Genomic DNA, 13,001 nt, shown 5'->3' with positions numbered 1-13,001 from the left:
GACGGGCGCGCTTCGCGAGCGGCTTGCTACAGTCCTGCAAACAACAAGGGGGTCACTTCCTCATGTCGCTGCGGGGTCAAATCCGGACGTCGCTTGACACCTGCACCGGGGGTCACCGTAGCTGATGCCGCCTCCGATCTCGCTACTGGCACGATCCCCATGCGGTCGAACGCCACCAGTCGCCGATCTTCCGAGCGGCCAGCTCACGCCCGAGCAGTCCGTGCCGAGCCAAGTCGACGTCGAGCAAGCTTCTCGCGGCCGCGCCGCAGACTCATCCCCTGCTATACCAATGGACGCGCGCAATGAAGAGACGCCCGACGATGCGCGCAGCTGGAAGCTAACCTGGCTAGGAGTGCTGATGATGACGCTGGGGGGCTTCTCAATCTTAAGCTCGAGCCGCAGGGTTCGGCACGCCCGAGATTACGCTGAGCCATCGATGAGTCCTAGAGGACTACGTATAGCCGAATTGCCACACGTACAAAGGTTCCGCGCGGCTGCATCTAGTTTGGTACCACCTGAGACGGACATTCGATTAGGATCACGGTCCCCTTTTGGATGGGACTGCCATCATGCGGTACAAAGTGTTGGTGGTCGACGGCAACCGGCGAGTGATCTGTGCCGCAAAGCTCGACTGCATTGACGAGCAGGTGGCGAGACGTCGAGCCGAGCAAATGTACGGCGAGCACCACGTGGAGCTTTGGGAAGGTGATCGGCTGGTGGCTGTATTTCGAAGTGCCGCGTCGGCCGACACGAAGGGCGGCCGCACTCCTGACTAGACGGCCGGCCTTGCCTCCGCGGAGTTAGGATGCTCTCATCGATCGAGCCGCCATTCGCTACCGCTTTGTTCTCATATCCGCGGGCGAAAAATCGGTTTCCCTCCTGTCCGCTCGCTGGTGCGCCGCAAGGACGATCGAGGGCGTCTTCGTGCTTGGCACGTCGTGAAGCAGAAGTCGCGGAGCGTTGCACATTTACAACCCGCACCCCGGTTCGAAGTTGTAAGCTGGTCGATCAGAATGACCGAAACGGTTTTGTGTTTACTTCGATTAGATTAGCGGGGCGCGAAAAGTGTTTGATGTCTATCGGAACGGGAAGCGTGACTTGCTCGTTCTAAGCACAGGCTCCGCGATACCCGGGCCTTACTCTACAAAAAAGTGGCGCAAGAGCAGAAAAAGAATTGTCAAAGTAAGCGACGAGATCAAGTCAACCATTCAGCGACAGGGGTATTACGTCCGTAGCTCGTGGGTCACAAAAAAGAGAATGATTTAGTTCGGGCGCATCGGACGGCCGAGTCCTTCCCCGTGCAATCTCGCCAGCATCACCACCACCAAGCCGCTATCCTCTCGCTCTTCCGAGTGTCGACCGCTACTTGGCCACCTCAAGCTAATGTGGCTACATCCCTAAGCGAATGTTGCCGAACTCCGATAGCGTTCGTGACGCAACTTGCATACTACAATATCGACTGCTCGCAACCTCAAAACTGTTTGTAAACTGCTTCGGCGTAAATTCTCGGACACCACATTCTACAGAATGGTGGGCGTGGTCATCGTCATAATGGCAAGGTTAGTCCCAGTTGGCCTGCCCCGTTGTATTCGCGTATCGCTCTATTTTTCATCGTCTCCTGTTTTTATGTTCGGCAAGGCCATGCCGATCCGTAATTGAGAATTGCGGCAATGTCCTCAGTGCTAATGTTTCGGCAGCCATACAAGGCGAAATCTGAGACAAGTCCCTCATGCCAGAGACTGCCCCGCGTTGTGCCGAACGTCGCCGCTCTGTTGTCGCAGGTTCAAGCTCTCGACCTGATATCCGTCGGGCTGTCTTCATTCTTGAACTCGCGAATAGCTGCATCCGATTGATCGTGGGGCAGACACAACTGAATGAAGCGACGAGAACGGCTCTACTGGCTCAGTCGGCGAAGATCGATTTGTTTATTGCAGAGACGCGCAGGGAGGCGGCGCATTTATTTGGAGAAACTGATTTGAAATTGAGGATTGCAGATGATGGAAAACAACCGAAAAGCGCACGGTGTTCGCTTTGAACACAAGCATACAGTCAGCATCATGGGCGTCGATAGGACGTGGCGACGAAGCTGCACTCTTGTCGATGCCTCTGCAACGGGGCCAAGCTTGAGGTTGACGGCTCAATAGACCCTCTGAAAGCACAGGAATTCTTCTTGGTTCTGTCCTCCACGGGTCTGGCATTTCGGCGCTGCGAGCTCATTTGGGTGGATGGTTCTCACGTCGGAGTTCAGTTCGTCGCAGCAAAGACAAAGGGTAAGCCGAACGCAGAGAAACGTCTCGTCGGTTCACAATGAGACTTCAGATTTATCCATGCTCGCTCACACGCTGACGGGCTTGTTGTCGGCATGCGTTTCAGAATGAGCGAGCTGGGGATCGTTCAATTCCAAAAGTTCATACAAGACCGGCGTCGTTGTCGTACCACCGGGCCGAGCGGTCATCATGAAAACACCAAAGCCGAGGCAAAGGGCCGAGCAGGAGTTCGACGGGTGGTCACGCTGGCCAGGCAGGGCGTGCGGGCCTCAAAGATGGCCGCCGCATTGGGCCGCTACGCCGGATCAGTAAGACGGATAGGGAGAACGAAGCGAATACTGTTGAATAAAACCAGGACGAATGTCGATCCGACCTATCTAAAACTGCTGCTGGCCTATGAGGACCAGCGCTTCTATGCGCATGACGGCATCGACCCGCTGGCGCTGGGCCGGGCCGCATTGCAGCTTGCAACGCGCGGCCACATCGTGTCGGGCGGCTCGACACCACTTCGAGGCGTTTCGCGATGTGCGCTGCGACCGCTCTTCCGCTGCCGATATATTTTTCCAGAGTTTTGCGGACGTTGACATGCGATATTCGGCGTCTGCTTGAGATCAATTGTTGTGATGATCTAGTTTTTGGATGAAGGCCATGAGCGTCAAAGCCGTGATGGCGACGATTCTTCAGAATGAATTGGCGTTGCGCGGCGTGCATTCATTGACGCCGTCCGACTGTGACGAGATCATAAAGCAGTTAATCGAACAGCTTAGAGAGCTGGAGCTTAATTTGGCCGCTCGCGAGTTGGCTGGGAAACGAGCCGAGTAGCCTCATGCCCGGGCTGACACCGCGCATTTCAGGATTGGCAAACTGTCCCGCACGTCGGGCTGCAGAGCCTACAGTTGCTTTTCCAATTACCGCCGGGCCTATAAACCAAACCCGCGGCCGATCTCCCGAATAAGCCTGATCGCGGCCTCAGTATTGCGCCCCCTGAAGAGCGATCCATCGACCTGAGAAAAGATGCCCATTCCAAATAGCGCGATAGCAATGCCTCTAAGCATGGTTGTGACCCCGAAAACGATGCTGAGCAAGTTCAAAAACGGCCCCAGCCGCAGGATGGGGTAAGTAGCCGGGGCCGGCATTCCCATTCCATGTGCCGAATCGGCGGTACGCGGCACGCTCAAGAGTAGGCACAGAGGAGCTAACGAATGGTTTTGACAGACGCCGCTCAGCTCGTTCGGCTCGATGCGAGTCGCAGACGCTTGCCGTCTGCGGCTTCGCTGAGCTGTGCGCGCGGCGAAATAAATGGCGGCTTGAAACCCATCCCAGCTGGTGCAGAACTTGATGGCTGCCTTCGAACTCGTGAGTTTTAATGTTGCAACCTTGAAACTAGGCGGTTTTGCTGGGGTTTGTTCGACGGATAGAAGAAACGCGTGTTACGGAGGAGGAAAACATGAACGACCCGAACCGGTCATTTGGCAGGAATGCTATTTTAGCCGCTGGCGTTGCTGCCAGTCTTCTTGCGCTCTGCAGTACGGGCGCCTCCGCTGCTATTGCGTGTAGGGGAGACGTTTGCTGGCGTGTTCATACGCCCTACGTTTACCCGCCGTCTCCGACAATAGTCATCCACCCCGACTATTGGAGGCCCCCGACTCCGACAATCGTCATTCGCGAGCACTGGCGTCCGGTGGAGCGCTTCACGCGAGAGTACATCGTGCGAGACTATGGCAGCTTCGACGATCCCGAATGGTAGCCAAGTCGCCATAACTCAGAGAGCCCCGGCATGTAAGTTCAGGCAGACGCTTTGATGAGCGCTGCGAACGAGTTCCTCGCAATTCCAGGGCCCGCCAAATCGGCGAGCTGTGTTCGACCATGGCTGCGGCACTGCACTTCAACTGTGCCGTCGATCGATTTAATTCGGCCCTCCCGACACGAGCACGATGAATCCGCGGCGGAAGCGATGCTGCCGCTGCCGGCCGACATGGGGCTGCAGAAGCAGTCTTGAAGGAAGCGGCTGGATGGCAAGGAGTTGCGTCTGTCTCAAGCTTCGAGCCGCGTGCTGCGCCGGGTTATTGCGCCACGAGAGGCGACCGGGCCTACACCAGGGACATAAGGACCCCAGCCGCGGGGCTGATTCGTGGCTGGGGCGAGTCTACTCGGCATCCCTGCTGGCGGATGGTCGCTGTTTAACACGGGCGGCGGGCCTTCGTTCAATTAGGCTTCCGCTCGGCTCGGCGGTCTTCATGAATCCCGCACGCGTGGTGCTCGCGGTCTGACACCGCTCCTGATCTCGCATTGCAGTTCACGTCCATGAGGTCGAAAGCAGCGCAGTCACCGCCGGCGGGTTAGTTACGACAGCAAACCTGCCGCATGTTCCTCAGCGCCGCTGGCCCTAAGGACATTCTGTGCAAGAGTTAGAACGATGCTTCGCCTGAAGTACCAGCGTAGTCGGTCTGCGAAGATAAGAGCAGAGACAGATCTGAACCAACGCTCCGGTTTGACCGACAAATATTTTTCAACCTCCATAAGCTCCGCGTTTTGCAAGCTCGCGCCGACAACTGGAGCGCGCTCGGCCGAAGCTCTCAAAGCAAAAGCTGCCACGAGGCCATGCGGAGCTTAGCGGGCTGCTCAGCTGCCCGGCCGTCTGAGTGGAGTTGCTCATGAGTACTGAGCGGAATCCCGACCGTACCGTGATCCTGTTGTTCGCGATTGCAGTGACAGTCGCAGCCTTCGCGGCATTCGTTACGACATTTGAGCGGGTTGGGACCATCATGGCTAATGGCGAGACTGCCTCCGGTACCACCGGCTTGGCCAAGCCCCGGCCGCCTCTGGAGCGCGCACCGGGCCACCACTATTAGGGAAGTAAGCGCCGCACCCATGCCAGCGCAGGGCGCGTTGAGCTGCCGCATAAGACCCGCAGCCTTGCCTTAGTGACCCGGACTTTCGAACGAAGGCCAACCCGAAACACGAAGCGAAAGGACGCGCAACGACAACCCTATGGTGATTGCGGGCCCCTTCCGCGTTCACGCTGCCGTCTTTTGAGGCTTGTCTCGTCTTACCTCCGATTGCATACTCTTCCCGTTGTCCCCTGCATATTGCTTTCAATATTCATTCGAGGCAGTAATGAGTAATCGAGGTCAGGTTTACAACTATTCGGCTATTCTGCGTCAACGGGTCGAGGGGCTTGTCGCACTATTTGGAGAACTGCAGACGCTCCGGCGTCGCCTGCGAGCCGCTAACGCGAGAAGGATTGGTCGGCGTATCCCGAAGGCCGCTCGCAGGAGGAGAGTTCTTCGGCGGCAGTAGCTACCGTTCAATGCGATGATCGCGCCTCACTGCTTCGACATTTACGCGAAGCCGCATCGCTTACGACACCTGCATCTGCAGCCTTGCCCGCACAACACCGAAGCGTTGGAGCAACAGTTTCACGGCACTTTGGCACGTGCGCCATTCTTAATTTGCGTCGCGTGCGCGACTCAGGCTGCACTCTCTACTAAGCAGACATAAGGTAGGGGGACGAGGATGATTGTACGGGCGGGGGCCATTGCTACCTTGTTGCTGATCTCGCTTGGGTCCGAAGCCCTCGCTTCGCGTCACCACAGGCCCTCAGGGCGCTTCTCCTGCGGCGAGGTCAGATACTACGTCGCAAGATATTCGGCACCGGTGGCTGAGATGTATGCTCGTAATCACGGGGCTACGGACGCACAGATCGAACGAGCGCGACGTTGCTTGGCCTCAAGTGAGAGTGTCGAAACCGAGCGACCACGTGCTTATACCAATTGAGCGGTAGATCGGCTCCCGGACGTTCGATGGGCAGATGAATGAAGGGCGCGTGGCGCTCGTCGAGAAGGTGCCTCCCGCGCGGCAATATGAAGCGGCGTGCCGCGGTCGAATCGCCCTCTCCTGAGTTCACAAACGAAGTGCAACACTTGCTCGAGGAGGTGTTGCCGTGGGGCGGAGTTTCGGTCAGCTATCCCTCGACTATCGATGCGAGATTGCCCGCCTATCGGCCAATGGCAGGTCGGTCCGGCACTTTTCTTGATGGAGGAGGCGGACCTGACGAACTTTTTCCAAACCCGGAACACTGCGCGATCGCGCAGAAGAAACGCGGGCCAAGGCGGACAAGTTTTTCTATAGCTAAGCAGAGAAGCAGAGGCTCCTCCGCATTGCGGCCGAGTATGACAAACTTGCCGACAGCGCCGCAGAATGGAAGCGATCTGCCGAGCTGTCGAGCAACCCGATCAGGTGAACTTTCCCGTAACGAGCACAGCGTGGTAGACAACATCATCACCGCCCGGACCTCGGCAGTTATCGGTGACTGAGAGTGCTGCACGCTCCCGCCTAATTGTTGCGGTGAGACGATGTGCGAGAAGTGCGCCGAATTAGACAGCAAAATCCGCCACTACCGGCAGATCGCCGGCGAATTACGGACCGCGACGCCTTGTCCGGAATAGCTAGCCTAGTCGCCGAGCTGGAACAGCAGAAGAAATCCTTCGGATGCAAACCGAAGGACTAAGGCCGCGTGTTTTCGGGCTCGTTCCGCCGGCCCTCGAGGCTGGCCTGTTTCCGACATTAGTGGCTTAATTTGAGTTTTGTATCGTTTGATACTTTGCTGGCCATCGTGTCTTGCTAGTCTTTGCCAAATAGGGGGCATGCATGGACCGGCTAAAGCACGCGCGGGGGCAGTTTGAAGTTCCGATCTGCCCTAATTGCCAGATCGGCATGAGGTGGTTTCGATCCGAGCTGGTGCGAGATAATCCTCCGTCGACAATCGCTCACCTATTCGTCTGCCCTAATTGCAAGCGCGCTCAACGCCAGGACCGCGAGGTCTCGCCAGTTTGCGTTTCTCCCGGAAAACTAGCGAGTCCGGGCCTTCGTGTAGTCGGCGGAAATAACTAAGGCCGCCGTTGTTGCGGCTGTCATGTGGTTCAGGCCCGGCGGGGTGGATTAAGCGGCCCGCCGCAGAATTAGCCACGTATGGTCGAAATGATCCTCATACTGGCAACGGGGTGGCACAACAGTGTGCGCGGCGATCATCGCCGTATTCGAGATCAAGGCGGGGATGGATCGCAGACGCCTGAAAAGGTAGGCCGCCTTAAGTAGCGTCCTTGGCACTCGGCTTCACCATCCAAACCACGTGCAAGTTCCTGACCGGAACAGTGCTAAAGCGAACCGAGGAATTCGGTGACCTGCGGATATGCTGGTTCTCGCCTGCCCTTGATAGCTTGAGGATCAGGCAACCTCCAGCGGCCCCGGCCCCACCGCCCCTCTCTAGCCTTGGGCCGGGGCCGTCCAATTGCCATCTCGCCTTCGCTGCCGGCGCGCAGGATTGCGCTGACCGCAAGCCTTGCAGATGACGCGCATTCCTAGGCCGTCCAGCCGAGTGACCTCGCTGCGCCGGCGATTGTGGGGTGGCGCGAAGCACAGCCCGAGCTGCACGTCGAGCCTCGCAGCATTGGCCTCGATGAAGGCCCGCAGCGCCGGCGAGATCTCCGCGTCGCTGTGGGGAGCGCACGGGGCCAGCGCGTCGGCGATGTCCGAGGTGGCATCGTGAAGCACACGATCCTGAGCGGCGCTTGGGCCGATGACGGACGTGGCGTTCGGCCCTTCGATTGTTAGGAACGAGCACCCCCGCAGCCAGTTCAATGAACCGTCTTGCGTGCCATCAAGCAAGACGTGTTGCCAACCAGGCCCCAATTCGCCCCCTCGAGCTGGGGCCTTCATTTTGCATCCAAGGTCTACGCCGGGCGCAAGTCTTTGGTTTCAGCAGCCGCAGATAAGCTCCGCTCTCGTGCAGCTGAAGCCGACCGGGTCGACCGCGTACTGATGCAGGCCTAACGCTCGTTGCGCATATACGGGCTGTTCTCCGAGACCAGAAGCATAGACCGATCGGAGTTCGACACGGCTCCATGATCGACCGAAACCTTTGGCAAAGCCGCGGTGCAAATGCTCGCGATTACAGCGATTGAGGACAAACCACCCACTATGATCCAAAGCTCCCTCTGCATGCGCGCCTTCTTAAGCAGAGTCTCAATGGCGAGGCCAGCGCGGACTTGACGGGCGCTGTTCCTATTCTAGGTGCCGAGGCTCCTCCTAAGCTCAGCGGCAGAGCGCCGAACACGGCGGCACGACGGGCCTCACTCACATTCGGGAGTATCTCTGCCCATTGTCGTGAGTCAGCACAGATTGCGCAACGGCGCTGACCACCGCTCGAGTTCGCTACCGATCTAACGCTCGTCGTTCGGGTGCACCCACTTGTAACATGTAATCTACTGCCTTCCCGTCAGCTCACCCAAACCGTGGCTGTCCCAATCCTCATCACCGGGGGCGGCGGAAAGCTCGATCCGTGCAATGGTGCTCTCATAACAGGCCCATGCGAAACTAAGCCAGAGCACGCTTCCTACTAGATCGTTGCGCGGACGATATCGACGAGCGCGCCGCGTACGGGGTGCGCCGGGCGGCCCCGGTGCGTCCGCAGCCAGCCCCGGGGCACCGGGGTTGAAACCTGACTGCCGACGCGCGGGTTCGAGGAAGTGAACCCAAGTGGCTTGTCATATGGCAGTTTGCAGCGTTCCGAGCCCTCGGAGCGGAAGCCGTGCAGTCCGCACGATAGCAGACTCCCGCTCCATCCCCAGTGGCGGCGATCTGGACATTGGGCCGCTACCTTCCAAGGCGGGCATCCTAGGCTAAACGAACCGTCCCAGCTGGAGCCAATGAGCCTCCGTTAACGGCGCCGGATGTTCAGTTCCATGTTGAAGAAGTAGTCTGTGGAGCCCTTGAGAGACCTAGATGACGCTGTCGGATCGCGCGAAGTCGACTGTGGAAGTCGTGTTGGAAGAACCGTGCCGGGACCGTCCGAACGGCGGGGACCCATAACAGCCGGAAGGATTCCGCACAGCTTCTTGCAGCTGCCAAGGCCGGCCACATCACCTTGGATGAGCTGCGAGCTGCTGCGTTGCGGGCATTCCCGATCGCAGCAAAGATGACGCGGCAATAGAAAGGCGTTCGATCTGGGAATTGCGCTGACCTTTGATGGCTCGAGCGTTATCGCAGCATCTTGAGTACGCAGCCGCCTCCCGGCCATTGGCCTCTACTGCGGGTCGATTCCGGCCGCTTTGATGATCCGACTCCATTTGCCTATCTCGGCTTTCAGGAACGCTTCGAGGGCTTGCGATGTCGCACGCTCGGGCTCGACCGGAGCCATGCTGAGCTCGGCGAATCGGCTGATCAGCGCCGGATCCTTTAGCGCCGTCTGCAGCGCGCCGACGAGTTGGTCGATAACGGGCTTCGGCGTGCCGCGGGGCGCGTAGAGACCGTACCAGGTCGTCACGTCGAATTCAGGAACGCCGGCCTCGGCCGAGGTCGGCAGGTCCGGGAGGGTCGCAACCCGCTTCTTGCTGGTGATCGCGTAGCCCTTGATTGTGTTCGATTGGATATAAGGAGTGGGTCCGGTTGCAGGATCGCAATAGACATCGATATGGCCAGCGATCACGTCGTTCAATGCCGGCCCGCCGCCCTTGTAGTAGATCGGCGTGAGCTTCGTGTCGGTGGTGCTCATGAACATCAGGCCGCAGAGCTGCGAGGCCGAGCCGAGACCGACATTGCCGAAGGTGATCTTGTCGGCGGCATTGCGAATGGTCGTGACCAGATCGCGGAGATCCTTGGCCGGAAAGTTCGGCCGGGCCACGAGGATCATCGGCACGTCGGTGACGAGCCCGATCGGGGCGAAATCGCCGACCGGATCGAACGGCAGCTTAGCGTAAAGAGCGGGTGCGGTAGCCTGGCCGATATGCATCAGCAGCAGCGTGTAGCCATCGGGAGCGGCCTTGGCGACGCGGTTGGTGCCGAGCGTGCCGCCGGCCCCCACGACATTCTCGATCACGATCGACTGTTTCAGCGTCGCGCTCATGGCGTTGCCGAGGATTCGTGCGATGACGTCGCCGGGGCCGCCAGCGGAGAAGGGCACGATCATCGTGACCGGGCGTGAGGGGTAGTCGTCCGCCATCGCAGCGCCGCCGGGGTCGAGCAGGAAAAACAGGATCAGCGATCGTACGAGATACGGCATCGAACACCTCCCTGGCGGCATTGTTCTAGTCGTCGGAAGGCGCCGCCTCCTTGGCTGCCGACGATTTGGCAATCATGTCGAGCGCGGCCACCGCAGCCGCATTGATGTGGTCGACGCAGCACCGCTCGGCGAGGTCCGCGTCGCCGCTCTGGATCGCACGCCAGATCGCGGTGACCTCGCGCAGGCTCTTGTTGATCCGCTTCGGCTGCGACATCGACGTGATCCGCAGCAGCTGGATGCGATCGTGCAGCGGCTTGAGCATGCGCTCGATGAACCCATTTCGGCAGCCGCCGATCAGCGCCGCGTAGAAATCGGTCTTGGCTTCGAGGCATCGGACCAGGTCTTGCTTGGCCGCGGCCGCCTTCAGCCGCGTCAGAGCATCCCCGATCCGGCGCGCGACCTCGGGGTCGTGGAGTCTCGCGCATTCGCGGCCGGCGAAGCCTTCAAGCACCGCGCGGGCCGCGTAGAGCTGCCGCGCCTCTTCGAGGCTGATCGTGGACACCACGGGGCCGCGATGGGGGACCGTGTTGACCAGACCATCGGCTTCGAGGGCACGCAGCGCTTCACGGATCGAGGGACGGCTAACGCCCATCATCTCGCAGAGCTCGCGCTCGACCAGGCGCTGGCCCGGCTTCAGTGTTCCCGACATGATCGCCGCACGCAGCTTCTGCGCCACCATCGCCCGGACGGTCGGGACGTCCTCGATGCGGAGTGTCGACTGCAATTCGCGGCGTCTTTCCATGTCCTGTTCCTGTTCGGGAAAACTCAGTACCGGTTTACAGGCAGAATCATCATTTCGGCAATTTGAACGTGGGCGGGCTGGTCGAGGGCAAAGACGATCGAACGGGCGATGTCGGCCGGCTCGAGTGCCATCCTGAACTGGTCGAAATAGTCCTTTTCCTTCTGCTTGTCGCCGCGGTAGCGGGTCAGGATGATGTTGGTTCGGGTCAGGCCGGGCTGAAGCTCCGTGACTCGGATGGCGGTATCCGCTAGCTCGCCGCGGAGGGTCTCGGTGAACATATGCACGCCCGCCTTGCTGGTGCTGTAGGCGGCCATGTCGGGCACGATGCGCACCGCGTTGATCGAGCTGATGTTGACGATATGGCCGGCGTTGCGCTCGACCATCTCGGGCAGGATCGCGCGGGTGACGCGCATCAGGCCGATCAGATTGGTCTGGATAATGTTGGACCAGTCGTCCGCCGAGCCAATATCGAAGCGCGTCCGGCCGCCGATGTCGTGGCCGGCATTGTTGATGAGGATGTCGACCGCCTTGAAATGAGCGGGAATTGCATCCGGCAAACGATCGACGGCATGGGGATCGCTGACGTCGAGCTGGATCGGAACCACCTTGTCGCCCGCCGGGGCGGCGAGTTCCTGCAGCGCCCCGGCGTCGCGATCGACCAGGACGACGCGCCGGCCGCTGTCCAGCAGCGCCTTGGTGATGGCGCGTCCCATGCCGCCGGCGGCGCCGGTCAAGACGACAGTTTGGCCTGATTGTTCAGTCATCGCAGCACTCCCATTCCAAGGCTCTCATGCGACTGACCAGCCGCCGTCGATCGGCAGGCTGGCTCCTGTGATGTCATTTGCGGCGGGAGCGTCCATTGCAACGAAACGTTGGGTGGGCTGGCGCTCGCCCAGATACTCGCGGGTCACATCGTCGACCGGACAGTTGCTGTTCGACGCCATCGTCACGATCTTGTTCAGGATGGCTGGCGTCGGCAGCGTGCCTGGGCAGATCGTGTTGCAGGTGATGCCGCTGCGGGCGGTCTCGATGGCCACCGCGCGGGTCAGGCCGAGAATCGCCGTCTTGGTGGTAACGTAGTCGATGCGGTCCTCGACCGCGCGGCTCGAATAAATCGAGCCCATGTTGATAATCCGGCCCCAGCCGCGCTGCTTCATGGCCGGCAGAGCCAGGCGGATCAGGTGGAACGGCGCCGACAGGTTTACGGCGAGCGCCTGGTCCCATCGATCGGGCGGAAACTGTTCGATGGCCGAGAAGTGCCTGATCACCGCGTTGTTGACGAGAATATCGATGGCCGCGCAGCGGCCGAGCAGATCGGCCATCATGGTCTCGATGGCGTCGCGCCGGGCCAAGTCAGCAGCTGCCGGGACGACCTCGACGCCGAAGCGGGTGCGGAGGCCCTCCGCGGTCTGCTTCGGCGCAACCAGATCATGAAGGACAATATTTGCGCCCGCGCCGGCCAAGCCCTCGGCTACGGCGAAGCCGAGGCCTGCCGTCGCACCGGTCACGAGCGCCCATTTGTCCTTCATCGCAGCCGCGCTCCGCTACGTCTTGTCGAGCTCGGCGAAGACTTCCTTCGCGTTCCGGAACGCGTCCACGCCGGCCGGCACACCGCAATAGATCGCGACCTGCATGAAGACCTCACGGATCTCCTCGCGGGTTGCGCCATTGGCGATCGCGCCGCGGACGTGGGTCTTCAGCTCGTGAGGGCGATTGAGCGCGCAGAGCATCGCTAAATTGAGGAAGCTGCGGGTCTTCCGAGTCAGGCCCTCGCGCCCCCAAACGTAACCCCAGCAATACTCCGTCGTGAGGTCCTGCATCGGACGGTTGAACTCGTCTGCTGATGCGATTGCCTTGTCGACGAACTCGTTGCCGAGCACGGCTTTGCGGATTTCGAGACCGCGGTCATAGGTCGCCTTGTCCATTCTGTTCT

Annotated in this window: 12 protein-coding genes and 1 pseudogene; 7 read left to right on the top strand and 6 right to left on the bottom strand. The window is 59.9% G+C overall.

Annotation, left to right across the window (positions count from 1 at the left end; genetic code table 11):
- Positions 1 to 569 precede the first annotated feature (569 nt).
- The 7 genes and pseudogenes from IVA87_RS23740 to IVA87_RS23705 all read left to right on the top strand — a co-directional run bounded on the left by IVA87_RS23740 (position 570) and on the right by IVA87_RS23705 (position 6,044).
- Positions 570 to 776 (top strand): hypothetical protein, encoded by a 207-nt coding sequence (locus IVA87_RS23740; protein WP_247335246.1) that lies wholly within the window; start codon positions 570 to 572, stop codon positions 774 to 776.
- 289 nt (positions 777 to 1,065) lie between these two features.
- A complete protein-coding gene (locus IVA87_RS35435) occupies positions 1,066 to 1,266 on the top strand; it encodes a hypothetical protein (protein WP_247335245.1) in 201 nt (66 codons plus the stop codon).
- Positions 1,267 to 1,729: 463 nt separating this feature from the next.
- On the top strand, positions 1,730 to 2,035 hold the full coding sequence (locus IVA87_RS23730; protein WP_247335250.1) for a hypothetical protein: 306 nt from the start codon (positions 1,730 to 1,732) through the stop codon (positions 2,033 to 2,035).
- A 585-nt stretch (positions 2,036 to 2,620) separates the two neighbouring features.
- Positions 2,621 to 2,770: pseudogene (locus tag IVA87_RS23720) on the top strand (transglycosylase domain-containing protein); the annotation flags it as partial.
- Between the two features lie 145 nt (positions 2,771 to 2,915).
- Positions 2,916 to 3,089 carry a hypothetical protein gene (locus tag IVA87_RS23715; protein ID WP_247335244.1) on the top strand — a complete coding sequence of 58 codons (174 nt, stop codon included), beginning with the start codon at positions 2,916 to 2,918 and terminating at the stop codon, positions 3,087 to 3,089.
- Positions 3,090 to 4,921: 1,832 nt separating this feature from the next.
- Complete coding sequence (locus tag IVA87_RS23710) at positions 4,922 to 5,119, top strand: hypothetical protein (protein ID WP_247335243.1); 198 nt, start codon at positions 4,922 to 4,924, stop codon at positions 5,117 to 5,119.
- A gap of 664 nt (positions 5,120 to 5,783) precedes the next feature.
- Positions 5,784 to 6,044: a hypothetical protein gene (locus tag IVA87_RS23705; RefSeq protein WP_247335241.1), complete on the top strand. Its 261-nt coding sequence runs from the start codon at positions 5,784 to 5,786 to the stop codon at positions 6,042 to 6,044.
- A 1,488-nt stretch (positions 6,045 to 7,532) separates the two neighbouring features.
- Here the strand turns inward: IVA87_RS23705 and IVA87_RS23700 are convergent.
- The 6 genes from IVA87_RS23700 to IVA87_RS23675 form a co-directional block, all read right to left on the bottom strand.
- Positions 7,533 to 7,934 (bottom strand): hypothetical protein, encoded by a 402-nt coding sequence (locus IVA87_RS23700; RefSeq protein ID WP_247335239.1) that lies wholly within the window; start codon positions 7,932 to 7,934, stop codon positions 7,533 to 7,535.
- A 1,417-nt stretch (positions 7,935 to 9,351) separates the two neighbouring features.
- Positions 9,352 to 10,326, bottom strand: a complete 975-nt coding sequence (locus IVA87_RS23695) for a tripartite tricarboxylate transporter substrate-binding protein (protein ID WP_247335236.1) — start codon at positions 10,324 to 10,326, stop codon at positions 9,352 to 9,354.
- A 25-nt stretch (positions 10,327 to 10,351) separates the two neighbouring features.
- The gene (locus IVA87_RS23690; RefSeq protein WP_247335233.1) at positions 10,352 to 11,068 is read right to left on the bottom strand and encodes a GntR family transcriptional regulator; all 717 of its coding nucleotides are present in this window, start codon (positions 11,066 to 11,068) and stop codon (positions 10,352 to 10,354) included.
- A gap of 23 nt (positions 11,069 to 11,091) precedes the next feature.
- Complete coding sequence (locus tag IVA87_RS23685; protein WP_247335232.1) at positions 11,092 to 11,832, bottom strand: SDR family oxidoreductase; 741 nt, start codon at positions 11,830 to 11,832, stop codon at positions 11,092 to 11,094.
- A 24-nt stretch (positions 11,833 to 11,856) separates the two neighbouring features.
- Complete coding sequence (locus tag IVA87_RS23680; RefSeq protein ID WP_247335231.1) at positions 11,857 to 12,597, bottom strand: SDR family NAD(P)-dependent oxidoreductase; 741 nt, start codon at positions 12,595 to 12,597, stop codon at positions 11,857 to 11,859.
- 15 nt (positions 12,598 to 12,612) lie between these two features.
- Positions 12,613 to 12,993: a carboxymuconolactone decarboxylase family protein gene (locus IVA87_RS23675; protein WP_247335230.1), complete on the bottom strand. Its 381-nt coding sequence runs from the start codon at positions 12,991 to 12,993 to the stop codon at positions 12,613 to 12,615.
- Positions 12,994 to 13,001 lie beyond the last annotated feature (8 nt).

Source organism: Bradyrhizobium sp. 147, from assembly GCF_023073935.1.
In the GTDB taxonomy this organism is placed as follows: Bacteria; Pseudomonadota; Alphaproteobacteria; order Rhizobiales; family Xanthobacteraceae; genus Bradyrhizobium.
This window is presented reverse-complemented; position numbering and strand designations above follow the sequence as displayed.

Coding starts and splice junctions, on each gene's coding strand:
- IVA87_RS23695 (WP_247335236.1), bottom strand. CDS start 10,326: ATGCCGTATCTCGTACGATCGCTGATCCTGTTTTTCCTGCTCGACCCC.
- IVA87_RS23675 (WP_247335230.1), bottom strand. CDS start 12,993: ATGGACAAGGCGACCTATGACCGCGGTCTCGAAATCCGCAAAGCCGTG.
- IVA87_RS23710 (WP_247335243.1), top strand. CDS start 4,922: ATGAGTACTGAGCGGAATCCCGACCGTACCGTGATCCTGTTGTTCGCG.
- IVA87_RS23680 (WP_247335231.1), bottom strand. CDS start 12,597: ATGAAGGACAAATGGGCGCTCGTGACCGGTGCGACGGCAGGCCTCGGC.
- IVA87_RS23705 (WP_247335241.1), top strand. CDS start 5,784: ATGATTGTACGGGCGGGGGCCATTGCTACCTTGTTGCTGATCTCGCTT.
- IVA87_RS23685 (WP_247335232.1), bottom strand. CDS start 11,832: ATGACTGAACAATCAGGCCAAACTGTCGTCTTGACCGGCGCCGCCGGC.
- IVA87_RS23715 (WP_247335244.1), top strand. CDS start 2,916: ATGAGCGTCAAAGCCGTGATGGCGACGATTCTTCAGAATGAATTGGCG.
- IVA87_RS23730 (WP_247335250.1), top strand. CDS start 1,730: ATGCCAGAGACTGCCCCGCGTTGTGCCGAACGTCGCCGCTCTGTTGTC.
- IVA87_RS23740 (WP_247335246.1), top strand. CDS start 570: ATGCGGTACAAAGTGTTGGTGGTCGACGGCAACCGGCGAGTGATCTGT.
- IVA87_RS23690 (WP_247335233.1), bottom strand. CDS start 11,068: ATGGAAAGACGCCGCGAATTGCAGTCGACACTCCGCATCGAGGACGTC.